At 75.1% G+C, this 21,065-nt stretch carries 21 protein-coding genes; 8 read left to right on the forward strand and 13 right to left on the reverse strand.

Features of this window, described 5'->3' with window-relative positions; genetic code table 11:
• The first annotated feature begins 120 nt into the window (after nt 1–120).
• The 6 genes from ACI79R_RS14655 to ACI79R_RS14680 all read left to right on the forward strand — a co-directional run bounded on the left by ACI79R_RS14655 (nt 121) and on the right by ACI79R_RS14680 (nt 6,516).
• Nucleotides 121–858 carry a GntR family transcriptional regulator gene (locus tag ACI79R_RS14655; RefSeq protein WP_456574374.1) on the forward strand — a complete coding sequence of 246 codons (738 nt, stop codon included), beginning with the start codon at nt 121–123 and terminating at the stop codon, nt 856–858.
• The gene (locus ACI79R_RS14660) at nt 855–1,700 is read left to right on the forward strand and encodes an urea carboxylase-associated family protein (protein WP_456574375.1); all 846 of its coding nucleotides are present in this window, start codon (nt 855–857) and stop codon (nt 1,698–1,700) included. The genes ACI79R_RS14655 and ACI79R_RS14660 overlap by 4 nt, the downstream gene beginning before the upstream one ends.
• 89 nt (nt 1,701–1,789) lie before the next feature.
• A complete protein-coding gene (locus tag ACI79R_RS14665) occupies nt 1,790–2,479 on the forward strand; it encodes an SDR family oxidoreductase (protein ID WP_456574376.1) in 690 nt (229 codons plus the stop codon).
• 122 nt (nt 2,480–2,601) lie between these two features.
• Nucleotides 2,602–4,245: a glycoside hydrolase family 13 protein gene (locus ACI79R_RS14670; RefSeq protein WP_456574377.1), complete on the forward strand. Its 1,644-nt coding sequence runs from the start codon at nt 2,602–2,604 to the stop codon at nt 4,243–4,245.
• A gap of 19 nt (nt 4,246–4,264) precedes the next feature.
• Nucleotides 4,265–5,806 carry an ATP-dependent DNA ligase gene (locus tag ACI79R_RS14675; protein WP_456574378.1) on the forward strand — a complete coding sequence of 514 codons (1,542 nt, stop codon included), beginning with the start codon at nt 4,265–4,267 and terminating at the stop codon, nt 5,804–5,806.
• 23 nt (nt 5,807–5,829) lie between these two features.
• The gene (locus ACI79R_RS14680) at nt 5,830–6,516 is read left to right on the forward strand and encodes a maleylpyruvate isomerase family mycothiol-dependent enzyme (protein ID WP_456574379.1); all 687 of its coding nucleotides are present in this window, start codon (nt 5,830–5,832) and stop codon (nt 6,514–6,516) included.
• 51 nt (nt 6,517–6,567) lie between these two features.
• Here ACI79R_RS14680 and ACI79R_RS14685 read toward each other — a convergent pair whose 3' ends face one another.
• The 4 genes from ACI79R_RS14685 to ACI79R_RS14700 form a co-directional block, all read right to left on the reverse strand.
• Nucleotides 6,568–7,839: an amidohydrolase family protein gene (locus ACI79R_RS14685; RefSeq protein ID WP_456574380.1), complete on the reverse strand. Its 1,272-nt coding sequence runs from the start codon at nt 7,837–7,839 to the stop codon at nt 6,568–6,570.
• An 82-nt stretch (nt 7,840–7,921) separates the two neighbouring features.
• The gene (locus tag ACI79R_RS14690) at nt 7,922–8,767 is read right to left on the reverse strand and encodes a class II aldolase/adducin family protein (protein ID WP_456574381.1); all 846 of its coding nucleotides are present in this window, start codon (nt 8,765–8,767) and stop codon (nt 7,922–7,924) included.
• On the reverse strand, nt 8,764–10,449 hold the full coding sequence (locus tag ACI79R_RS14695; protein ID WP_456574382.1) for a class I adenylate-forming enzyme family protein: 1,686 nt from the start codon (nt 10,447–10,449) through the stop codon (nt 8,764–8,766). The genes ACI79R_RS14690 and ACI79R_RS14695 overlap by 4 nt, the downstream gene beginning before the upstream one ends.
• Before the next feature lie 74 nt (nt 10,450–10,523).
• Complete coding sequence (locus tag ACI79R_RS14700; protein WP_456574383.1) at nt 10,524–11,330, reverse strand: FadR/GntR family transcriptional regulator; 807 nt, start codon at nt 11,328–11,330, stop codon at nt 10,524–10,526.
• A 144-nt stretch (nt 11,331–11,474) separates the two neighbouring features.
• On the opposite strand from ACI79R_RS14700, the gene ACI79R_RS14705 reads away from it, so the two are divergent.
• The gene (locus ACI79R_RS14705; RefSeq protein WP_456574384.1) at nt 11,475–12,530 is read left to right on the forward strand and encodes a DUF2889 domain-containing protein; all 1,056 of its coding nucleotides are present in this window, start codon (nt 11,475–11,477) and stop codon (nt 12,528–12,530) included.
• Here the strand turns inward: ACI79R_RS14705 and ACI79R_RS14710 are convergent.
• From ACI79R_RS14710 to ACI79R_RS14730, 5 genes are read right to left on the reverse strand one after another with little or no spacing between them, the layout of a single operon-like run.
• Nucleotides 12,494–12,730, reverse strand: a complete 237-nt coding sequence (locus ACI79R_RS14710; protein ID WP_456574385.1) for a 4Fe-4S dicluster domain-containing protein — start codon at nt 12,728–12,730, stop codon at nt 12,494–12,496. The two genes, ACI79R_RS14705 and ACI79R_RS14710, sit on opposite strands and share 37 nt — an antisense overlap.
• Complete coding sequence (locus tag ACI79R_RS14715; protein WP_456574386.1) at nt 12,727–13,485, reverse strand: GntR family transcriptional regulator; 759 nt, start codon at nt 13,483–13,485, stop codon at nt 12,727–12,729. The genes ACI79R_RS14710 and ACI79R_RS14715 overlap by 4 nt, the downstream gene beginning before the upstream one ends.
• Entirely contained in the window at nt 13,485–14,291 is an 807-nt protein-coding gene (locus tag ACI79R_RS14720) for a thiamine pyrophosphate-dependent enzyme (protein WP_456574387.1), read from the reverse strand. The genes ACI79R_RS14715 and ACI79R_RS14720 overlap by 1 nt, the downstream gene beginning before the upstream one ends.
• A complete protein-coding gene (locus tag ACI79R_RS14725; RefSeq protein ID WP_456574388.1) occupies nt 14,288–15,412 on the reverse strand; it encodes a hypothetical protein in 1,125 nt (374 codons plus the stop codon). Before ACI79R_RS14725 ends, ACI79R_RS14720 begins: the two co-directional genes overlap by 4 nt.
• Nucleotides 15,409–16,011: a 2-oxoacid:acceptor oxidoreductase family protein gene (locus ACI79R_RS14730; RefSeq protein ID WP_456574389.1), complete on the reverse strand. Its 603-nt coding sequence runs from the start codon at nt 16,009–16,011 to the stop codon at nt 15,409–15,411. Before ACI79R_RS14730 ends, ACI79R_RS14725 begins: the two co-directional genes overlap by 4 nt.
• Before the next feature lie 59 nt (nt 16,012–16,070).
• Here ACI79R_RS14730 and ACI79R_RS14735 point away from each other — a divergent pair, with 59 nt between their 5' ends.
• The gene (locus ACI79R_RS14735) at nt 16,071–17,549 is read left to right on the forward strand and encodes a class I adenylate-forming enzyme family protein (protein ID WP_456574390.1); all 1,479 of its coding nucleotides are present in this window, start codon (nt 16,071–16,073) and stop codon (nt 17,547–17,549) included.
• Nucleotides 17,550–17,568: 19 nt separating this feature from the next.
• Here the strand turns inward: ACI79R_RS14735 and ACI79R_RS14740 are convergent, their stop codons facing one another.
• The 4 genes from ACI79R_RS14740 to ACI79R_RS14755 are packed head-to-tail and all read right to left on the reverse strand — an operon-like array spanning nt 17,569 to nt 21,043.
• Complete coding sequence (locus tag ACI79R_RS14740) at nt 17,569–18,312, reverse strand: ABC transporter ATP-binding protein (RefSeq protein ID WP_456574391.1); 744 nt, start codon at nt 18,310–18,312, stop codon at nt 17,569–17,571.
• Nucleotides 18,305–19,135: an ABC transporter ATP-binding protein gene (locus ACI79R_RS14745; RefSeq protein WP_456574392.1), complete on the reverse strand. Its 831-nt coding sequence runs from the start codon at nt 19,133–19,135 to the stop codon at nt 18,305–18,307. The genes ACI79R_RS14740 and ACI79R_RS14745 overlap by 8 nt, the downstream gene beginning before the upstream one ends.
• The gene (locus tag ACI79R_RS14750) at nt 19,128–20,171 is read right to left on the reverse strand and encodes a branched-chain amino acid ABC transporter permease (protein WP_456574393.1); all 1,044 of its coding nucleotides are present in this window, start codon (nt 20,169–20,171) and stop codon (nt 19,128–19,130) included. Before ACI79R_RS14750 ends, ACI79R_RS14745 begins: the two co-directional genes overlap by 8 nt.
• Nucleotides 20,168–21,043, reverse strand: coding sequence for a branched-chain amino acid ABC transporter permease (locus tag ACI79R_RS14755; protein WP_456574394.1), 876 nt, complete (start codon nt 21,041–21,043; stop codon nt 20,168–20,170). Before ACI79R_RS14755 ends, ACI79R_RS14750 begins: the two co-directional genes overlap by 4 nt.
• Between the last annotated feature and the right edge of the window lie 22 nt (nt 21,044–21,065).

The following is a 21,065-nucleotide window of genomic DNA, read 5'->3' on the forward strand; positions in this document are numbered from 1 at the left end:
GTGGACGGTATTTTCGTTCAACGATCCGCGTCAAGACGTGGGCTCGACTGGAAACACACGCGTAACCACAGGGCCTGTTCGGCCATTTTCGTTGAACGAGGCGTCGGCTACTCTCCGGGCATGGCCACCGCACCGGACCCGGATGCGCCCTCGGTGACCACGGCGGAGCGGGTGGCCGCCGTGCTCCGCGACCGCATCGTCGCCGGCGAGCTGCCCTCGGGCACCCCCCTGCGCGAGACCGCCCTCGCCGTCGAGCTCGCCGTCTCCCGCAACACCCTGCGCGAGGGGCTGCGGCTGCTGACCGCCCAGGGCCTGGTCAGCCAGCAGCTGTACCGGGGAGCCGTCGTGGAGACCATCACGACCGCGCGGCTGCGCAGCATCTACACCGCCCGCCGCGCCCTCGAGCTGCACGCCGTCGACGAGAGCGCCCGCGCCGGCGACGACCGGTTCGCCGCGCTGGCGACCGCGGCCACCGCCGCCGAGCAGGCCGTGGCCCGGCGCCAGTGGCAGGAGGTCGGCACGGCCAGCCTGCGCTTCCACCAGGCCGTCGTCGGCCTGCTCGGCAGCGACGTGCTGGACGAGTTCTTCGCCCAGGTCGTGGCCCAGCTGCGGCTGGCCTTCGGCGGCGCGCGCGACGAGGCCGGCTTCCAGGCGCCGTGGGTCGCGCGCGACCGCGAGCTGGCCGACCTGCTGCTCGCCGGGCGGCGCGCCGAGGCCCGTGAGGCGCTGCGCCGCTACCTCGAGGACTCCGAGGAGTCCGTCCTCGACGTCGTCCGCCTGGCCGAGCTCCGGCCGGCCGCCCCCCGTCGACCGGGCCGCCGCCCGGCTCCGGTCGCCGTCCCTGGAGGAGACACGTGACATCGCCGGCTGCCGCCTACCGCGCCACCGAGGGCGGCGCCCTCGACCTGGACCGCGCGTTCTACGACCGGCTGGCGTCGGCCACCGGGAGCCGCGACCTCGTCGAGGACTTCGTCATCCCGATCCGCACCGGGCGGGCCTGGGAGGTGAAGGCCGGGCAGGTCTGCCGGATCCTCACCGTCGACGGCCCGCAGGTCGGCGACCTCAACGTCTGGAACCGGCACAACCCGCGGGAGCGGCTATGGGCGTCGCGCACCCGGCAGCTGCAGCGGGCCCACGTGAGCACCCACGACCGCCTCTGGTCCACGCTGCCCTACCTGCGCCCGCTCCTGACCATCACCCACGACACGCTGGCCGGCTACGGGGAGGACGCCGAGGGCGGCCGCGTGCACGACCTGCTGGGCACCCGGTGCGACCCCTACGTCAACCGCATGCTGACCGGCGAGGACTTCGACCTGCACTGCCACTCGAACCTGACGCGGGCGGTGCTCCCCTACGGCCTGACCGAGTTCGACGTCCACGACGTGCTCAACGTCTTCCAGTGCACGGGCCTCAACGACGACGACCAGTACTTCATGAAGGCCTGCCCCGCGCGGCCCGGCGACTTCCTCGAGTTCTTCGCCGAGATCGACCTGCTGTGCGCGCTGTCCACGTGTCCCGGTGGCGACCTCTCGATCGACCTGTGGGGCCCCGACGCCCGCGATCCGCTGGAGACCTGCCACCCCATCGGCATCCAGGTGTTCGACGTCGACCCCGCCCTGCTGGCGGGCTGGTCGCAGCCGGAACCGGCCCGCTACCGCGGGATGCACGGCCTGGTGCCGCCGCGGCCGGACGGCGCTTGACGCGCGGCCCGGCGGGCGCAGGGGCGGGCGTGCCCTAGCGTCGGGTGCCGGGCGGCGCCGCCGACCCGATCCGAGGAGGAGGACGGCCCATGGACAGCGTGCTCGTGACGGGCGGCACCGGCGGGCTCGGCCGCGCCGTGGTCGACCGGTTCCTCGCCGCCGGCTGGCGGGTCGTCGTCCCGTGGGTCGTGCCGGCCGAGCGCGACGGCATGGCGCCGCGGGAGGGCCTGGAGCTCCTCGAGGCCGACCTGTTCGACCCGGACTCGGCCCGGGCCTGCGCCGAGGCCGCGGCCGGCGACGCCGGCCGCCCGCTGCGCGCGGTGGTCAACCTGGTCGGCGGCTTCGCGGCCGGCAGCCGGGTGCACGAGACCCCGGTCGAGGAGTTCGACGCCCAGCTGCGGGTCAACCTGCGCGCCACCTACCTGGTCAGCCAGGCGACGATCCCGCACCTGGTCGCCGCCGGCGGCGGCGCGGTCACCTGCGTCTCCAGCCGTGCGGCGGTGCGCCCCTTCTCCGGGGCCGCGGGCTACGTCACCAGCAAGCTGGCCGTGCTCGGCCTGGTCGACGCGATGGCCGTGGAGTACCTGGCCGACGGCGTCCGGGTCAACGCCGTGCTCCCCAGCGTCATCGACACCCCGGCCCAGCGGGCCGGCCAGCCCGACGCCGACCACTCCCGCTGGGTGCGCCCCGAGCAGATCGCCGAGGTCGTGCACTTCCTCTCCACCGACGCCGCCTCGGCGGTCAGCGGCGCGCACGTGCCGGTGTACGGGCGGGCCTGAGCGCGACGCGTGTGACCGGCGGGACGCGAGGGGACGGGTCCGGCGACTCCTGACCAAGACGCCGCCGGGAATCGGCAACCGCGCTCAACGGGCAACGCGGCGCGCGCCCCGATGCTTCGGACATGACCGTCCGGCTGGTCCCCGCCCGCCGCACCGCCGCGCTCTCCCGCCCGGCTGCGGCTCCCTCCACGGCCGACTCGACGCCGTGGTGGCGCACGGCGGTCGTCTACCAGGTCTACCTGCGCTCGTTCGCCGACGGCAACGGCGACGGCATCGGTGACCTGGCCGGCCTGCGCGCCCGCCTGCCCTACCTCTCCTGGCTCGGCGTCGACGCGCTGTGGATCAACCCGCACTATCCCTCCGGCGGCGCCGACGGCGGCTACGACGTCATCGACTACCGCGCGGTCGACCCCGAGTACGGCGACGTCTCCGACGTCGAGGCGCTGGTGGCCGACGCCCGCAGGCTGGGCCTGCGGGTGGTGCTGGACGTCGTCCCCAACCACACCTCCGACCGGCACCCGTGGTTCCAGGCCGCCCTGGCCGACCCCGACTGCCCCGAGGCGCAGCGGTACCACTTCGCCCCGCCGTCGGAGGAGCCGCCGAACAACTGGCAGTCGCTGTTCGGCGGCCCGGCCTGGTCTCGTACGCCGGACGGCCGCTGGTACCTGCACCTGTTCGCCCCCGAGCAGCCCGACCTCAACTGGCGCGACCCCGCGGTGGCCGACGACTTCGAGCGGACACTGCGGTTCTGGCTGGACCGGGGCGTGAGCGGCTTCCGCGTCGACGTGGCCTACGGCCTGTTCAAGGACGCTGAGCTGCGGGACAACCCCGGCACCTACTCCCCCACCCTCTTCGGCCACGGGCCGGAGCAGGCGATGACCTGGAACCAGCCCGAGGTGCACGACGTGTGGCGCCGCTGGCGGTCGGTCTGCGACGAGTACCCCGACACCATGCTGGTCGGCGAGGTCTGCCTGGCCGACCTCGACGAGGTCGCGCGCTACGCCCGTCCCGACGAGCTGCACCAGGCCTTCGCGTTCCGGCTGCTGAAGTCGCCGTGGTCGGCCGAGGCCTTCGAGGACGGCATCCGCTCCGCGCTGGACGCCTTCTCCCCCGTCGGCGCCTCGGTGCCGTGGGTGCTCGGCAACCACGACAAGGACCGGCTGGTCACCCGCTTCGGCGGCGGCGAGGTCGGCACCGCGCGCGCCCGCGCCGCGGCGCTGCTCAAGCTGGCGCTGCCGGGCTCGGTCTACGTCTACGCCGGTGACGAGCTGGGCCTGCCCCAGGCGCACGTGCCCGACGAGGCCAAGCGCGACCCGATCTTCCACCGCAGCGGCGGCGCCCGGTCCGGCCGCGACGGCTGCCGGGTGCCGATGCCGTGGAACGCCACGCCCGGCGTCGGGTTCTCCCCGCGCGGCTCGGTCGAGCCGTGGCTGCCGATCCCCGCGCAGTGGCGCAAGCACGCCGTCTCGAAGCAGAGCCGGGACGACGGCTCGATGCTCTCCCTCTACCGGCGCGCGCTCGCGCTGCGCGAGGAGCACCCGGCGCTGGGCTCCGGCGAGGCGACGGTCCGGCGGGACGGCGACGTCCTCACCATCCGCTGCACGGCCGGCAAGCGGGCGGTGCGCTGCGTGGTGAACATGGGCGAGGGCACCGCGCTGGTCCGCTCCTCGGGCACCGTGCTGCTGGCCTCGGCGCCGTCGGTGCACGCCTCCGGACGGCGGATCGCGCTGCCGGCCGACACCGCCGTCTGGATCGCCGAGGACTGACGCTCCCGCGGCGGGCAGGATGGCCGCCGTGCTGCTCACCGAGGTCGTCACCGCCTCCGCCGAGGTCGCCGGCACCCGCGCGCGCACCGCCAAGGCCGCGGCGATCGCCGCGGTCCTCGGCCGGGCCGGCGGCGGCGAGGTGCCGGCCGTGACCGCCTGGCTGTCCGGCGAGCCGCGGCAGGACCGGCTCGGCGTCGGCTGGCGGACGCTGTCGGCCCTGGCGCACGACCCCGCGGCCGCACCGCGCCTGACGGTCACCGACGTCGACGCGGCACTGGCCACGCTGGCGGCCACCTCCGGCGCCGGCTCCACCGCCCGCCGGCAGCAGGTGCTGGCCGGGCTCTTCTCCGCGGCCACCGCCGACGAGCAGCGCTTCCTCGTCCGGCTGCTCACCGGGGAACTGCGGCAGGGGGCGCTCGAGGGCGTCGTGCTCGACGCGGTCGCCGCCGCGGCCGGCGTGCCCGCGGCCGTCGTCCGGCGCGCGTTCATGCTGTCGGGCAGCCTTCCGGAGACCGCGGCCACGGCGCTGTCGGGCGGGGAGGCCGCGCTGGCCGCCGTCCGCCTGGAGGTGGGCCGGCCGGTGCGCCCGATGCTGGCCAGCCCCGGCTCCTCGCTCGACGACGCCCTCGCCGACCTGGGCGGGGACGTCACCGTCGAGTACAAGCTCGACGGCGCGCGGATCCAGGTGCACCGCGACGGGGACGACGTCCGGGTCTGGACCCGCACGCTGCGGGAGATCACCGACGGCGTCCCCGAGCTGGTCGACCGCATCCGGGCGCTGCCCTGCCGCACCGCCGTCCTCGACGGCGAGACCCTCGCCCTCGACGACGACGGCCGGCCGCGCGCCTTCCAGGACACGATGAGCCGCTTCGGCAGCGCCGCGGCCGACGCCGGCGTGCTGCTGAGCCCCTTCCTGTTCGACGTCCTGCACCTGGACGGCACCGACCTGCTCGACGAGCCGCTGCGGGTGCGGCTGGACGCCCTGGCCGGGCTGCTCGCCGCCGACGACGCCGCGCCGCTGCGGATGCCCGGCGTCCGGCGCCCCACTGCCGAGCAGGCGGCCGCCGTGCTGGCGGGGGCGCTGGCCGAGGGGCACGAGGGCGTCGTGGTCAAGGCGCTGGACGCGCCCTACGCCGCCGGCCGCCGCGGCCGGGCGTGGCAGAAGGTCAAGCCGGTGCACACCCTCGACCTGGTCGTGCTCGGCGCGGAGTGGGGCTACGGGCGGCGGGCCGGGAAGCTGTCGAACATCCACCTGGGCGCCCGCGATCCCGACGGGGGCGAACCGGTCATGGTGGGCAAGACGTTCAAGGGCATGACCGACGAGCTGCTCGAGTGGCAGACCCGCACCTTTCCCGAGCACGCGGCCGAGGAGACCGGCTGGGGGGTGCGGCTGCGGCCGGAGCTGGTCGTGGAGATCGCCCTGGACGGCGCCCAGCGCAGCCCGCGCTACCCCGGCGGGGTGGCGCTGCGCTTCGCCCGGGTGGTGCGCTACCGGCCGGACAAGACCGCGGCCGAGGCCGACACGATCGACGCGGTGCGGGCCCTGCTCGCCGGGAGCTGAAGCCGGCCGCCATGCTGCGCACCGTGAGCCCCGACGACCTCCTCGCCCACCTCGCCGCCGAGCAGGACCGCTTCCTCGGGCTCGCGACGACCGCCGACCCGCACCGGCCGGTCGCCGCCTGCGCGCCGTGGACCGTCGCCGACCTGCTCGCCCACCTGACCGGCATCCACCGGTGGGCCGCCGTCTGCGCGGCGCTGCGGCCGACCGCCGACCTGCCCGACGACGAGGCGTTCGCCGCCCCGGCCGGAGCCGGGGAGTACGCCCGCGCTGCGGCCGACCTGCGCGCCGCACTCACCGCGGACCCCCAGCGGCCGTGCGCCACGCTGACCGGGCCGGGCACGGCCTCCTGGTGGGCGCGGCGGCAGCTGCACGAGACGCTCGTGCACCGGTGGGACCTCGAGAGCGCCCTCGGCGGTGCGGCCGAGCTGGATCCGCGGATCGCCGCCGACTGCGTCGCCGAGGTGGTCGACACCATGCAGCCGCGGCAGATGCGCCTGGGCCGCATGCCGGCGCTGCGCGACGGGATCCGGCTGCAGGCCCCCGGCCGGGAGTGGCTGGTCGGCGAGCAGGCGGTCGCCGAGGTGACCGGCCCGGCGCCGGCGCTGGCCCTGCTGCTGTGGCGGCGGATCCCGCTGGACGACCGGCGCCTGGCCGTCACCGGCGACCGGGCGGCCGCCGCGGCCGCGCTGGCGCTGCCCCTGACACCGTGAGGGCCCCGCGCCCCTCACCGAGGAGGGACGCGGGGCCCGGGAGCACGGCGCTCAGTAGGCGTTCGGGTCGTTCTGCACGGCCAGGGGGACCTCGTGGCGGTAGAGCTTCGAGGCGTTCTCCCAGGTGAGCTTGCGGATGACGTCGGCCGGCAGGCCGCCGATCTCCTCGTGCACCGTCCTCTGGGTGTGCGGCCAGGTCGAGTCGCAGTGCGGATAGTCGGCCTCGAGCAGGATGTTCTCCACGCCGATCCGGTCGCGCTGGACGAACGAGGACTGGTCCTCCACGGCGCAGAACCAGAAGTTGCGCTTGAACACCTCGGCCGGGGTCAGCTCCTCCTTGAACGCCGCCCAGGTGCCGTACATCTCGTGGTAGCTGAGCATGTGGTCCAGCCGGTCCATGAGGCCGGCCACCCAGCCGATGCCGCCCTCGGAGAGGCAGATCTTCAGGTTCGGGTAGCGCACCGGGATGCCGGAGTACAGCCAGTCGACGGCGGCGTAGATGGCGTAGGCGAAGAAGAGCACGCCCACGACGTCCGGCGGCGCGTCGTCGGTCGTCGACGGCGAGGAGCCCGACGAGCCGATGTGCAGGTTGATGACCGTGTCGGTCTCCGCGCAGGCCCGCATGAACGGTTCCCAGTAGCCGGAGTGGATCGTCGGCAGGCCGAGCTTGGCCGGGTTCTCGCTGAAGGTGACCGAGTGGAAGCCGCGCTCGGCGTTCTCGTAGATCATCTTCGCGCCGAGCTCGGGGTCGAGCAGCCACGGGATCTGGCACGGGATGATCCGGCCCGGGTAGGTGCCGGCCCACTCCTCGATGTGCCAGTCGTTCCAGGCCCGCACGCACGCCTCGGCCAGGTCGCGGTCCTTGGTGGTCATCTGGAGCCGCTGGCCGGCGAAGCCGGGCAGGAACGAGGGGAAGTTCAGCGACGCGTAGACGCCGTTGATGTCCATGTCGCGGATCCGCTCGTGGATGTCCCACGCGCCACGGCGCATCTCGTCGAAGCGGGCCGGCTCGAAGCCGTACTCGCTGACCGGCCGGCCGACGACGGCGTTGAACCCGACGTTGGGCAGCTCAGCGCCGTCGTAGAGCCAGGTCTCGGCACCACCGGCGGTCTTCTCCACGACCCGGGGGGCGCGGTCGGCGAACCGCGCCGGCACCCGGCCCTCGAAGGTGTGCGGCGGCTCGACGATGTGGTCGTCGACGGAGATCAGCGTGTAGAGCCGCTCGGCCTTCTCCGGCTCGGGCAGGAACGTCACGGCGCGCTGGTCGCCGACGGCGGCCTTGGTGAAGGAGAGGTCGGTGGCGAGATCGTCGAGCGACTTCATGGGGTCCCCTCGGGGTGGGTCGAGCGCTGGGTCGGGAGCTTCCGTTCGGGTGCGGGTGTTCGGTGTCGTGGTGCGGACGGCCTCAGTCGAGGACGTCGGGCTCGGTGCGGATCAGGGCGCGGACGGCGCCGGCCCAGTAGACGTCGGCGGCACGCTCGACCAGCGACTGCTTCATGCCGAGCATCGCCGCGCGGCGCATCTCCAGCGGCTGCCGGCCGGTGACCATGACGTCGTAGGCCAGCCGGCAGACCCGGTCGATGGAGGCGGCCCGGTAGACCGCCTCGGCGATCGTGGCGCCGGTGACCACGACGCCGTGGCTGCCGAGGATCGCGGTGTTCGCCGGGCCGATCTGGGCGGCGAGGTCCGCGGCCAGCCGCGGGGTGTCGATCTCGCCGGCGTACTCCTGCACGAAGACGAGGTCGTCGAGGAACAGCGAGCCGGTCTGGTGCACCAGCTCGGGCAGCACGCCCAGCGCTGCCATGACGCAGACGTGGTACGGGTGGTTGTGGATCACCACGCGAGCGTCGGAACGCATCCGGTGCAGCTCGGTGTGCAGGTGGATGGCCGGGGTGACGTCCCACTTGCCGGCGACGACGTTCGCGTCCTCGTCGACGGTGCAGATGTCGGACGCCGAGAGCTCCCGCCACCACAGGCCCCAGGGGTTGACCAGCATGTCGGTCTGCCCGGGCAGCTGCCAGGTGATGTGGCCGGCCATGTTCTCGCTGAAGCCGTCGGCCGCCAGCAGCCGGAAGGCGCACGCCAGCGCCTGGGCCTCGGTGAGGTCGACGCCGATCGGCGGGGTCACCGTGGGCGCCCACACCTCCAGCCCGCCGCGGCGGGGGGCGTCGTCGGCGACGACGGGCGGCAGCCCGGCGATGTCCAGCGCGGCGTTCTCGGCTGCTGCGGTGCCGGTCGACAGGACCGTCATGACGGGGCTCCTACGGTGTCGGGGGTGGTGCGGGATCCGGCGCGCTCGTCCTGCTCCTCGGCGATCCGTCGCCGGATGTCCGCGCGCAGCTCCCCCTTGGCGACCTTGGCGCCGGAGGAGCGGGGCAGCTGGTCGACCACGACCAGCCGCTCGGGGTAGAGCTCCTTGGAGATGCCGCGGGCGGCCAGGTGCTCGAGCAGCCCGGGCAGGTCGAGGGTGGCGCCCTCGACGAGCTCCACGTACACGCAGACCCGCTCGCCGAAGACCGGGTCGGGCATGGCGACGGCCGCGGCGTGCGCCACCGCCGGGTGGGTGGCGACGTCGGCCTCGACCTGCGGGGCGCTGATGTTCTTGCCGCCGCGGATGATGAAGTCCGACGTCCGGCCGACGACGGTCAGGTACCCCTCGTCGTCGATCTCGCAGATGTCGCCCATCAGCATCCAGCCGTCGGGGGTGAACAGCTCCTCGTTGGCCGCGGCGTCGTCGAGGTAGCCGATGCTGGTGGCCGGCCCCTTGCAGGCCGGCCGGCCGCGGCCGGGGATCGGCACCTCGCGGTCGCCGTCGTAGAGCCGCACCCGCATGTCGGGCACGATCCGGCCGGCCGTGCGCAGCCGGCGCTCCGGCGGGTCCTCCAGCGTCGTGCCGCTGAGCAGCCCGGTCTCGTTGGAGCCGTAGAACTGCAGGATCGCCGCGCCGGTCAGCCGCTCGAAGTCGCGGGCCCGCTCGTAGGGCACCGCCTCGCCGCCGGTGAACATGACCCGCAGCGACGACAGGTCGTGCCGGCGCAGCTCGGGCGAGGCCAGCATCATGATGAACTGCGTGCTCACCGCGCAGAGCACCGTCACCCGCTCCCGCTCGATGAGCTCGAAGGCGGTCTCGGGGCGGAACCGCCGGGTCAGCAGGGTCCTGGCACCCAGCAGCAGCGGCGAGACGTGCGCGGTCCAGATGCCGAAGCCGAACGGCGCCGGCACCGCGCCGAGGAAGACGTCGTCGGCGGTGAGGCGGCCGTTGGCGACGGCCTGGGTGTGGAAGTAGTACCAGCGGTTCTGGGTGTGCAGCACGGCCTTGGGCAGCCCGGTCGTGCCCGAGGTGGAGTTGATGAGGAACAGGTCGTCGGGGCCGATCCGGCGGCGGGCGCGCTCGTCGTCCCCCAGCGGGGCCAGCGGCAGCGGCGCGCCGTCGACGGTGGCGGACACCGGCCGGCCGGCGCCGGGGTCGACGACGACGTGCCGCACGGTGCGGCCGGCGTCGGCCAGCCCGGCCAGCACCGGCGCGGCGGCCTGGGCCTGCGCCGGCTCGGTCACCAGGACGGCGGCCCCGGTCTGGCCCAGCAGGTGCACCAGCTCCCGGGCACCGGCCCGCGCGCCGAGACCGATCACCACGCCGCCGGCGTGCTCCACGGCGAGGAAGGACAGGTGCAGCAGCGGGGTGTCCGGCATCCAGACCGCCACCCGGTCGCCGGGGCCGACCCCCGCGGCGGCGAGCGCGCCGGCCAGCTCGCACGCGCCCTCGTGCAGGTCCCGCCAGGTCAGCCGCTGGTCGTCGCCGACGTAGGCGAGCTCCTCGGGGCGGGCCGCGGCGTGCCCGGCGACCGCGTCGGCCACCGTGCCGTCGGACCACCAGCCGGCGTCGCGGTAGGCCCGCGCGACCTCCGGGTCGATGCTCGGCTGCGAACGCTGCACGTGCCCCTCCGCTTCGTTGCGACGGGGTAAGTTCTATAAGATTTGCTCGTTCCGGGTCAATGCCCGCGGACCGATCAGCGGGACGCGGTGGCGGTCCGGTCGACGAACGCCGCGCGCACCGCGTCGGGGTCGATCCGCACCGTGCCGTCGTCGGGGTAGGACTGCGCGTGCACCAGGTGCGTCGCGGCCGCCCGGCGGGCGCCGTCGACGTCGCCGGCCTCGATCAGGTCCACGAGCACGCGGTGCTCCTCGAGGGCCTCCAGCCGCTCCTCGCGCGGCACCGGCACGCCGCCCGCGCGGTGCGCCCAGGCCGACTCGTGGCTGGACCACACCGCCTCCAGGGCGCCGGCCATGATCCGCAGGGTGTCGTTGCCGCACAGCGCGACGATCGCCTCGTGCAGCTCGCGGCTGGCCGCGGTGACCGCGACCAGGTCGTCGACCACGTCCAGGGCCGCCTGCTGCAGTTCGCGCAGCCGCGGCACGACCGCCTCGGCCCGGTCGGCCCGCTCGGCGCAGGCGGCGGCGCAGGCCGGCTCGACCTCGCGCAGCGCGGCGCCGACGTCGCCGAGCGGCACCCGCTCGGCGGCCAGCACCAGCCCGAGCGTGTAGGCGACGTTGGTCGCGGCCGGCCGGTGCACCACCGCCCCGCCGATGCTGCCGCGCCGCACGCTGACCAGCCCCTCGGCCTCCAGCACCCGCATGGCCTCGCGCAGCGTGGGCTTGCTGACCGGGTACTGGCGGCGCAGCTCCTCCTCCACCGGCAGCTCAGCGTCGTCGCCGAGGTCGCCGAGCAGGATCCGCCGGCGCAGGTCGTCGGCGACCTGCTCCGCGAGCCGCTGGAAGCGCACCGGGCGTGGCCCCGGGCTGCCCTCGGTGCTCACCTGGTCCGCTCCCGTCCGGCGGGTGGTCGGGTCCGCCGCGCGCATCGTAGGCGCCACCGGTCCGGCGGTCCCGCCGCACGGCGGCCTCCCGCGCACCGGTCGCCGCGCTCCCGCGGCGCGGCCGGGCCTGGCACCCTCGGCGGGGTGGCACCCGTCCTCCGGCCCGCCCTGCCGCTGCTGGCCGACCTCCCGTCGGCGCCGGCCGACCCCTGCGCCGGCACGCCGCCGCGCGCGCCCGGCTCGGTGCGCCGGACCGCGTCGTGGGACGTCACCTGGCCGGCCGGCACCTCCGGGGAGATGCAGGTGGACGCCGCGCTCCGCGACCTGGCCACCGGTGACGCCGGCCGGGCGGAGCCGCTCGCGGTCGCCGGGCTGCGGGTGCTGGTGGACCGCGCCCGGCAGGTGGTCGCGCTGACCGCCGACCCCGTCGTCCCGGAACTGTCCGCCCTGGTGGGCGCCCGCGGCGGCAGCGGCTTCCGCGCCCGGCTGGCCGAGCTGCCGGCCGCCGACCCGGCGACCCCGGCCGGCCTGCTGCTCGACGACCTGCCCGGGGTCACGCTGGTCGGGCCGTACGCCTGGCGCTACCGCCCGCAGGCGGCGGGGTCGCTGGCGCGCGGCGAGGGGCTGCAGCGCTCCGCGGCCGCGGTGGCCGGGGTCTGCACCGGGTTCCGCGCCGACGGTCCGCCGGCGCAGCGGCTGCTGCGCGGGGAGGACCTGCAGCAGAGCCTGGTGCCCGCCCCCGACCTCGCCGATCCCGGCGATCCGCTGGCCTGGCACGCGCTGCCGGCGCACGAGCCGGGGACGACGCGCTTCCGGCGCCGCCGCCGCGTCGACGTGGCGCCGCGGGCCGACGGCGCGCTGGTGGCCGAGGCGTTCTTCCGCGACAGCATCTGGACCCCCGACGGCGTCGAGACCGTCGTCCACGAGTACCTCGTCACCGCCGTCGTCGACCCCGTCGCCCGGCGGCTGACCGAGGTGGCGGCGCAGCCGCGGGTGCTGCCCTTCGGCACCTGCCCGGCCGCGGCCGACCAGGTCGCCGCCCTGGCCGGCGAGCCGGTGCCGGAGCTGCGCCGGCGGGTGGCCGCGGTGCTCCCCGGCGTCGCCGGGTGCACCCACCTGAACGACGCCCTGCGCGGGCTGGCCGAGGTGCCGGCGCTGGCCGGTCAGGCGCGGCCGCCGCGTGCGGCGCCGAAGCGGTAGACCTCGAACACCTGGTCGGGGCAGACCATCTGGCACGCGGTGCAGCCGGTGCAGCCCGGCTCCAGCAGGGGGTAGCGGTAGCCGGTCTCGTTGACGTCGTCGCTCATCACCAGCACCGACGGCGGGCAGGCGGCGATGCACAGCTCGCAGCCCTTGCACCGCTCGCGGTCGATGACCAGGGTGCCGCGGGACGGGTTCATGGGGCCGGCCTCTCCGTCGTCGTCTCCCCCGCCGGCGCGTCGCCGGCCGGGGTCTCCTCGCGGGCGCCCAGCACCCCGCGCTCGCGCAGCGCCCGCACCGCGCGCTCACCGAGCAGCCGCACGTGCTCGGCCGCCGCGGCGGCCGCCGCCGCGCCGTCCCCGCGGACGATCGCGTCGTGCTCCTCGCGCAGCAGCCGGCGTTCCTCGTCCAGCGAGGTGGGGATCGACAGCCGCGAGGCCACCGGCACCAGGCCCTCGAAGCTGCGCAGCATCGCCCGCAGCCGCGGGCCGGCCACCGCCACGTTGAGCACCCGCCGGAACTCCCGGGCCCGCTCCTCGAACTCCGCGGAGTCCTCGGTGTCCTCGACGTCGGCCAGCGCCGCGGCCAGGTCGGCGAGCATCGCCGGATCGCGCCGTCCGGCGGCCCGCCGGCTGGTCAGCGCGGACAGGACGCCGTAGAGCTCGAACCCCTCGGCGATGGCGTCGGCGTCGAAGTCGGCCACGAACGCGCCGCGGTGGTAACGGATCTCCACCACGCCGTCGCGCTCGAGCGACACCAGCGCCTCGCGCACCGGCGCCCGGCTGATGCCGAGCGAGGTGGCGAGCGCGTCGATGTCGATGCGGTCGCCGGCCCGCAGCTCGCCGGCGAACAGCAGGTCGAGCACGTGCTCGGCGACGGTCGCGCTGGTCTTGACCCGCACCAGCCGGGAGCGGGCCTCGGCCGGGGTGAGCCGGCCGGTGGTGCCGCCGGGCATCAGGCGCCCGCCGCCGGCGTGCGCGGCCGCAGGTCGCCCAGCGGGTAGACCTGCTCCATCGACTCGGCCATGTAGTCCGGGCCCTGCGGCGCGGTCACGAACCAGCCGGTGGGGCACATCGTGAGGATCTCCACGAGGCTGAAGCCCTCGCCGGCCAGCTGGCTCTCGAACGCCGTCCGGATCATGCGCTTGGTCCGGGCCACGCTGCCGGCCGTGCCGACCGCCCCGCGGGCGACGTAGGCGACGCCGTCCAGGCCGGCGACGATGTCGGCGATCGGGATGGGGTGGCCGTGCTGCTCGGCGTCGCGGCCCTCGAGGCTGGTCTTGGTGCGCTGGCCGAGCACCGTCGTCGTGGTCTGCTGGCCCCCGGTGTCGCCGAAGACGCCGTTGTTCAGCAGGATCGCGGTCACGTTCTCGCCGCGGGCGGCGGTGTGGATGACCTCCTGCAGGCCCTCGTTGACCATGTCGCCGTCGCCCTGCAGCGTGAAGACGGCGGTGTCCGGGCGCATCCGCTTGATCCCGGTGGCGCACGACGGCGCCCGCCCGTGCAGGCACTGGAGGACGTCGACGTCCATGATCCGCACGAAGCTGCCGTAGCAGCCGTGGCCGACCACGCCGATCGACCGCTGCACGACGTCCAGCTCCTGCAGGGTCTCCAGCAGCAGCCGCAGCGCGACCGGCTCGCCGCAGCCCGGGCACAGCGAGTGCTCGCCGAGCATGAGCGACGGGCGGAAGTCGGCGACCTTGCGGGCCTCCCCCTCCGGCGGCGCGTCGGTGGGGACGATCTGCACGTCGACGGGGGTCATGCCCGGCTCCTCGGGGTGGTGTCGTCCTGCATCGCGGCCAGGACCCGGTCGCGGATCACGGGGGCGTCCAGCAGCGGGCCGAAGCTGAGGCCGGACTCGGAGATGCTCACGCCCCCGATGAAGCGGATGGCGCTGCGGTCGGCGGCGTGCATGCGGACGTCGTCGAGCATCTGGCCGCCGTTGAGCTCGTAGACCAGCACCCGGCGGGCGCCGCGGGTGGCCTCCTCGAGCGCCGCCCCGGGGAACGGCCACAGCGAGATGGGGCGGAACCAGCCGATGCGGTGGCCGTCGGCGCGCAGCTCGTCGACCACGTGCTCGACGAACTTGGCCGCCGACCCGAAGGAGACCACGACGGTGTCGGCGCCGTCGGTGTGGGCGCTCTCCCACCGCTGCTCGAGCTCGGCGATCCGGTCGAACTTCTCGGCGATCTTGCGCCAGTGCCCGTCGGGACCCAGCCCCGGCGCGGTGGCCTTGCCCATCGCCCAGGTCCAGATCTGCCGGGAGTTGCCGGTGCCGCCGCCGGTGCCGTCCAGCGCCCAGTCCTGGGGCGGCAGCGGGCCGAAGTCGAGCTTCTGCAGCCGCACGCCGACGCGGGTCTGGGCCAGCAGCGGGTCGCCGTAGAGGACGACGGGCGCCCGGTGCAGCTGCGACAGGTGGAACAGCAGCTGGGTGTGCTCGACGGCCTCGGGGATGTCCTTGGGCGCCAGCGTGATGGTGCGGTAGTCGCCCCAGCCGCCGCCGCGGGTGCACTGGAAGTAGTCCTGCTGGTTGCGGGCCAGGTTGAACACGACCATCGGCGTCTCGTTGAGCGCCGCCTCGGCGATCGCCTCCTGCATCAGCGCGATGCCCTGGCCGCAGGAGCCGGTGGCCGCCATGGCACCGGTGGAGCCGGCGCCGAGGGCCATGTTGACGCCCTCGATCTCGCTCTCGGCGTTGATGCTGACGCCGCCGACCCGCGGCATCGCCCGGGCCATGTGCTCCAGCAGCGGGGTGAACGGCGACATGGGATAGCCGGCGAAGAAGCGGCAGCCGGCGAGGATCGCCGACTCGGCGATCGCGGTGGCGCCCTCCAGCAGCTGCAGGGGCGCGGCCTCGGGCCGGGTCTCGACGGGCACGCTCACCGGGCGACCTCCAGGAGGGTCTGGTCGACCGCGGCCGCGCCGGCGGCGAGCGCCTCGGCGTTCTTGGCGGCGTGCTCGCGGCGGTAGGGGGGCAGCAGCGAGGTCATCGCCGCGACCAGGGACTCCTCGGCGACCAGGCCGGTCAGCCGGTTGAAGGCACCGAGCAGCACGAAGCCGCCGGACTGCGGCGCGCCGAGCTCCGCGGCCATCGTGGTGGCCGGCACCGCGACCACCCGCCAGGCCGGCCCGGCCTGCGCCGGGTCGACGATCGAGGAGTTCAGCAGCAGCAGGCCGCCGGGCGCCAGCCGCTCGGGCACCACGCCGCTGAACTTGTGGTTGGCGACGATGGCCGCCTCGGCACTGGGCAGGATCGGCAGCGCGCGCAGCGGCGCCGCGCCGATGACGACGGCGGCGTTGGACGGGCCGCCGCGCATCTCCCCGCCGTAGTCGGCGGCCAGCATCGCGTGCTTGCCCTCCGCCGTCGCCGCCAGGGCGAGGGTCTTGCCGATCAGCTGGATGCCCTGCCCGCCGATGCCGGCGAGGAGCACGCCGAACTCGGCCGGTGCGGGTTCCGCGTCCCCGGGACGCCTGCTTGCCACGGATTGGATTTTTGATCCAAACTGCCGCCGAAGTCAACGACCCCTCCCGGAGGACCCGAGTGCACCTGCTCATCGGCAACGCGGTCGCCGACGCCGCGGTGCTCCGGCCGCGGGCCGCGGCGGCCACCCTGGGCGAGGAGTCGATCTCCTTCGCCGACCTCGACGCCGAGAGCAACCGGGTCGCCCACGTGCTGCAGGGCCTGGGCGTGCGGGCCGGCGACGTGGTCGCCTGGTGGGCCGGCAGCACGCTGCGGTCGCTGTCCGGCTTCGTCGCCTGCGCCCGGCTCGGCGCGGTCTTCGCCCCGGTCCCGCCGACCCTGGGTGCCGCCGAGGCCGCGCCGGTGCTGGCGTACCTGCAGCCGCGGCTGCTGGTCACCGACGGGCCGCGGCGGGCGCTGGCCGACCCCGCGGACGTCGCGCTGGCCACGGTGGCCACCGGCGCCGGCGACGACCTGCACGTGCGGGCCGGGGCCGCCGCCGCGACGCCGGTCCGCCCGGACCGGCCGCTCGACGAGCGCGATCCGCACGTGGTGTTCCTGACCAGCGGGAGCACCGGCCGCCCCAAGGGCGTGCTGGTGAGCCACCGCGCCACCTGGCTGCGCTCGAGCCCCGGCGCCGGCACCTGGGCGGGCACGGTGCACGGCGACGGCGGCGTGCTGTCGAGCTTCCCCCTGTTCCACTACGGCGGCTGGCACTACGTGGTGGAGGCCTGGCTGCACCGGACGGCGGTGCACCTGGTCGACCGCGCCGACGCCGACTCGCTGCACGCGGCGGTGGCCCGCCGTCGTCCCTCGGCGATGTACTGCATCCCCGCGGTGTGGGAGCGGGTGCTCGAGGCGCCCGGCGACCTGGGCTGCCTCCGGCACGCCGACACCGGCACCTCGCAGATCTCGGCGGACTTCCTCGGCCGGCTCCGCGAGCGCACCCCCGGGGCGACGACCACCGTCCTCTACGGCGCCACCGAGGCCGGCCCGATGGCCGCGCTGCGGCACTGGCAGCTCGACGAGCGGCCCGGGTCGGTGGGCCGCCCGATCGGCCCGGGCGTGCTGGCCCTCGCCGAGGACGGCGAGATCCTGGCCCGCGGCCCGATGCTCATGAACGGCTACCTGGACCTGCCGGAGCAGACCGGCGAGGTGCTGCGCGACGGGTGGTACCGCACCGGCGACCTCGGGGAGTGCGACGACGACGGCTTCTTCACCATCACCGGCCGCAAGCGCGAGGTGATCCGCTCGGCCGGTGAGACGGTGGCCCCCGCGGAGGTCGAGGCGGCCATCCGCGCGCTGCCCGGCATCGCCGACGCCGCGGTGGTGGGGCTGCCCGACGACCGCTGGGGGGAGGTGGTCTGCGCCGTCGTCGTCCCCGAGGCCGGCGCGCCGGTGCCCGACGTGGCCACGCTGCGGGCCGGGCTGACCGGCCTGGCGCCGTTCAAGCACCCGCGCCGGGTCGAGGTCGCCGGCGCCATCCCGCGCACCAGCGCCACCGGCCAGGTGATGCGCGCCCGCGTGCGGGCCGACCTGCTGGCGGCGACCGCGCGCTGAGCGCGGCCGCCGCCGGCGGTCAGGCGGGGCCGGCCTCGGCCTCGGCCTCGACCTCCTCCTGCACCACGCCCATCGTGCGCTGGTAGGCGCGGTCCAGCGCGACGGCGTCGGCCTCCTCGGCCACGACCCGGCCGCGCAGCAGCACGTAGCCGCGGTCGACGACCCGGCGGACCGGGCCCAGCGACGGGTCGGCCATGACCACCGCGACGCCGTCCTTGCGCGCCAGCTCGGCCACCGTGTCGGCCAGCCCGGAGACGATCTTGGGCGCCAGCCCGGTCATCATCTCGTCGAGCAGCAGCACCTTCGGCGAGCTCATCAGCGCGCGGCTGACCACCAGCATCTGCTGCTCGCCGCCGCTGAGGACACCGGCCAGCGAGCGGGAGCGCTCGCGCAGGATCGGGAACCGGTCGAGCGCCTCCCCCACGACCTTCCCCGGCAGCCGCAGCAGCTCGGCCATGAGCCGGAGGTTCTCCTCGACGCTCATCTTGGGGAACAGCTGGCGGCCCTGCGGCACCAGCATCAGCCCGGCGCGGGCCCGGCGGGTGGCCGACATCCTGCCGATGTCCTCCCCCTCGAGCAGCACGGTGCCCTGGGCGGGCACCGAGCCGTAGATGCCGAGCAGGGTGCTGCTCTTGCCGGCGCCGTTGGGGCCGACGAGTGCCGTCACCTGCCCGGCCGGGGCCACGAGGTCCAGCCCGTCGACGGCGACGGCCTTGCCGTAGCGGACGGTGAGCCCGCGGACGGTGAGCACGGCGTCAGTCATCGTCACTGCCTCCGAAGTAGACGGCGCGCATCTCCGGGCTGGCCAGGCAGGCCTGCGGATCGCCGTCGAAGACGACCTCGCCGAAGTTCAGCAGCAGCACCCGGTCGGCGAGGCTGGCGATGAGGTCGACGTTGTGGTCGACCAGGACCACGCCGTGCCCGCGCGCCTGCACCTGCCGGATCGCGTCGATGATGCCCGCGATGCCGTGCGCGTCGGCTCCGGCGAAGGGCTCGTCGAGCAGCATGACCTGGGGGTCCTGGGCCAGGGCCCGGGCCACCTCGACCAGCCGCTGCTCGCCCAGCGAGAGGTCCTCGCACAACCGGTCGAGGTCGCCCACGCCCAGCTCCTCGGCCAGGGCCGCGGCGCGGACGTAGTCGCGGTCGGCGCCGGTGACCATGCCGACGACCGCGCCGCGGATCATCTGCCAGACGCTGCCGTACCGGTGCGCCGAGATGCCCGCGACGATGTTGTCGAGGACGGTCAGCTCGGCGGCCAGCAGCGGGTGCTGGAAGGTGCGCGCCAGGCCCAGCAGGGCGCGCCGGGCCGGCGATCCGGTCACCGGCCGGCCGGCCAGGTGCAGCGTGCCCCCGTCGGAGGTCTGCGCCCCGGTCATGATGTCGACCAGCGTGGTCTTGCCGGCGCCGTTGGGGCCCACCAGGCCGAGGATCTCCCCGGGCCGGAGGGTGAAGCTGACGTCGGAGACCGCGACGACGCCGCCGTAGTGCTTGGTGAGGCCAACGGCCTCCAGGAGCGGCGCCCCGGCGGCGTCTCCCCCGGATGCGCCCGTCCCGGACCGGCCGGCCCGGCTGCTCGTGTCAACCACCGCGTGACCGCCTCGAGGTGAGCAGGGCCAGGACCAGGTGCCGCAGCTTGTCGAGGTAGCCGAGCAGCCCCGACGGCGCCACCAGCATGATCACCAGCACCGCGATGGACAGGATGAGGGAGCCGCTGATCTCCCAGGCGTCGAAGTCGACGGTCAGCTCGACCACGACGACCGCGCCGAGGACGCTGCCCCACGCGGTGCCGCGGCCGCCGACCAGCGGGATGAAGATGGTCAGGAAGACCACCGCCACCGTGAAGGTCTCCGGCGTGACGCCGCGGACGAAGGTCGCGAACAGCGACCCACCGATCGAGGCGATGGCCGCGCCGAAGGCCAGCGAGACGGTGATCATGTTGGCCACCCGGACCCCGGAGGCCTCGACCGGCAGGGGCGCCTCCCGCAGCGTGCGGACGACGACCCCCCACGGGCTGCGCCGCAGCCGGTCGACCAGCACCGCGACGATCAGCACCAGGACGCAGGCCATGATCACCTGGACGGTGCGGCTGGGGTCCCAGCCGAAGAAGGTCGGCGTCCGGATGCCGCCGATGCCGCCCGAGCCGCCGGTCAGCCAGTTGGCGCTGATCAGCCAGGTCTCGAACGCCGTCCCGAACAGCAGGGTCACCGCGCCGAGGAAGAAGCCCGACAGCCGCCGGGTCGCCAGGCTCAGCACGACCGACACGGCCATCGCCACGACGGCGCCGATCACCCAGCCGAACCACAGCGACAGCCCGGTGCGGTCGGAGATGATGCCGACCGCGTAGGCGCCGATGCCGGCGTAGGCGCTGTAGGCCAGCGACAGCGACCCGGCCAGCACGAACGGGATGTACATGCCCAGCGCGATCAGCGCGTAGGTGCAGGCCAGGACGACGAGGTCGGCCTTGTAGTCGCTGCCGTGCGCCCACACCAGCACCGCGACGGTGCAGGCGGCGGCGATCAGCGGCGGCCAGATGTCGGGGCCGCGGTCGATCACGCGGCCGGGACGGCGGGGCCCGGGGACGTCGGTGGCCCCGGGCGCCGCCCGCTCAGTGGAGGCGGTCATGCGCGCACCCTCCGGACGAAGATGCCCTCGGGCTTGAAGGCGAAGAAGACCAGGCCGAGCACCAGGATGACCGTCTGCGGGCCCAGCTCGGCGAGGTAGAAGGGCGTGAAGACCTGCACCGCGCCGAGCACCAGGCCGCCGACCAGCGGGGCCCAGATCCGGCCGGTGCCGCCGATGACGAGGGCCAGGAAGCCGACCAGCGTCCAGCTCAGGCCGCTGGTGAAGCTCACCCCGGCCTTGGGCGCGAACAGGATGCCGGCGATGCCCGCGATCAGGCCGCCCAGGATGAACGCCACCAGGCGCACCCGCCCGACGGGCAGCCCGAGCAGGCCGGCCGCGCGCGGGTTGTCGCCGACGGCGCGCAGCAGCCGGCCGGTCACCGTGAGCTTCACCCACAGCCCGACCAGGACGAACACCACGACGGTCGTGCCCAGCAGCAGGGCGGTCGAGCCGTTGAGCACGACCTCCCCGAACCGCCACGGCGGGACGTCGAGCAGCCGCTGGCCGGGCAGCGAGACGCGGCCGAACACCGCACCCGCCGCCTGCTGGATGGCGAAGAGCACCGCGGCGACGGCGACCAGGGCCGGCAGTTCGCCGGACCCGGACTTGGCCTGCACCGGACGCACGATCAGCAGCTCGGTGACCACGGCCAGGCCCACGGCCATCAGCAGGCCGCAGAGCACGCCGAGCCAGACGTCCATGTCCTCGCGGATGACGAGGTAGGAGGTGCCCAGGCCCGCCACCATGGCGTAGGGCCCGAGCGCGAAGTTGAAGAAGCCGGCGCCGACGAGGATCAGCTGGTATCCCAGCGCGATCAGGCCGAAGAAGCAGCCGATCTCCAGTGCCGACAGCCAGAGCTGGGGGTCGCTCATCGTTCTCCCCTCGGGGACCGGG

Source organism: Blastococcus sp. SYSU D00820, from assembly GCF_054050695.1.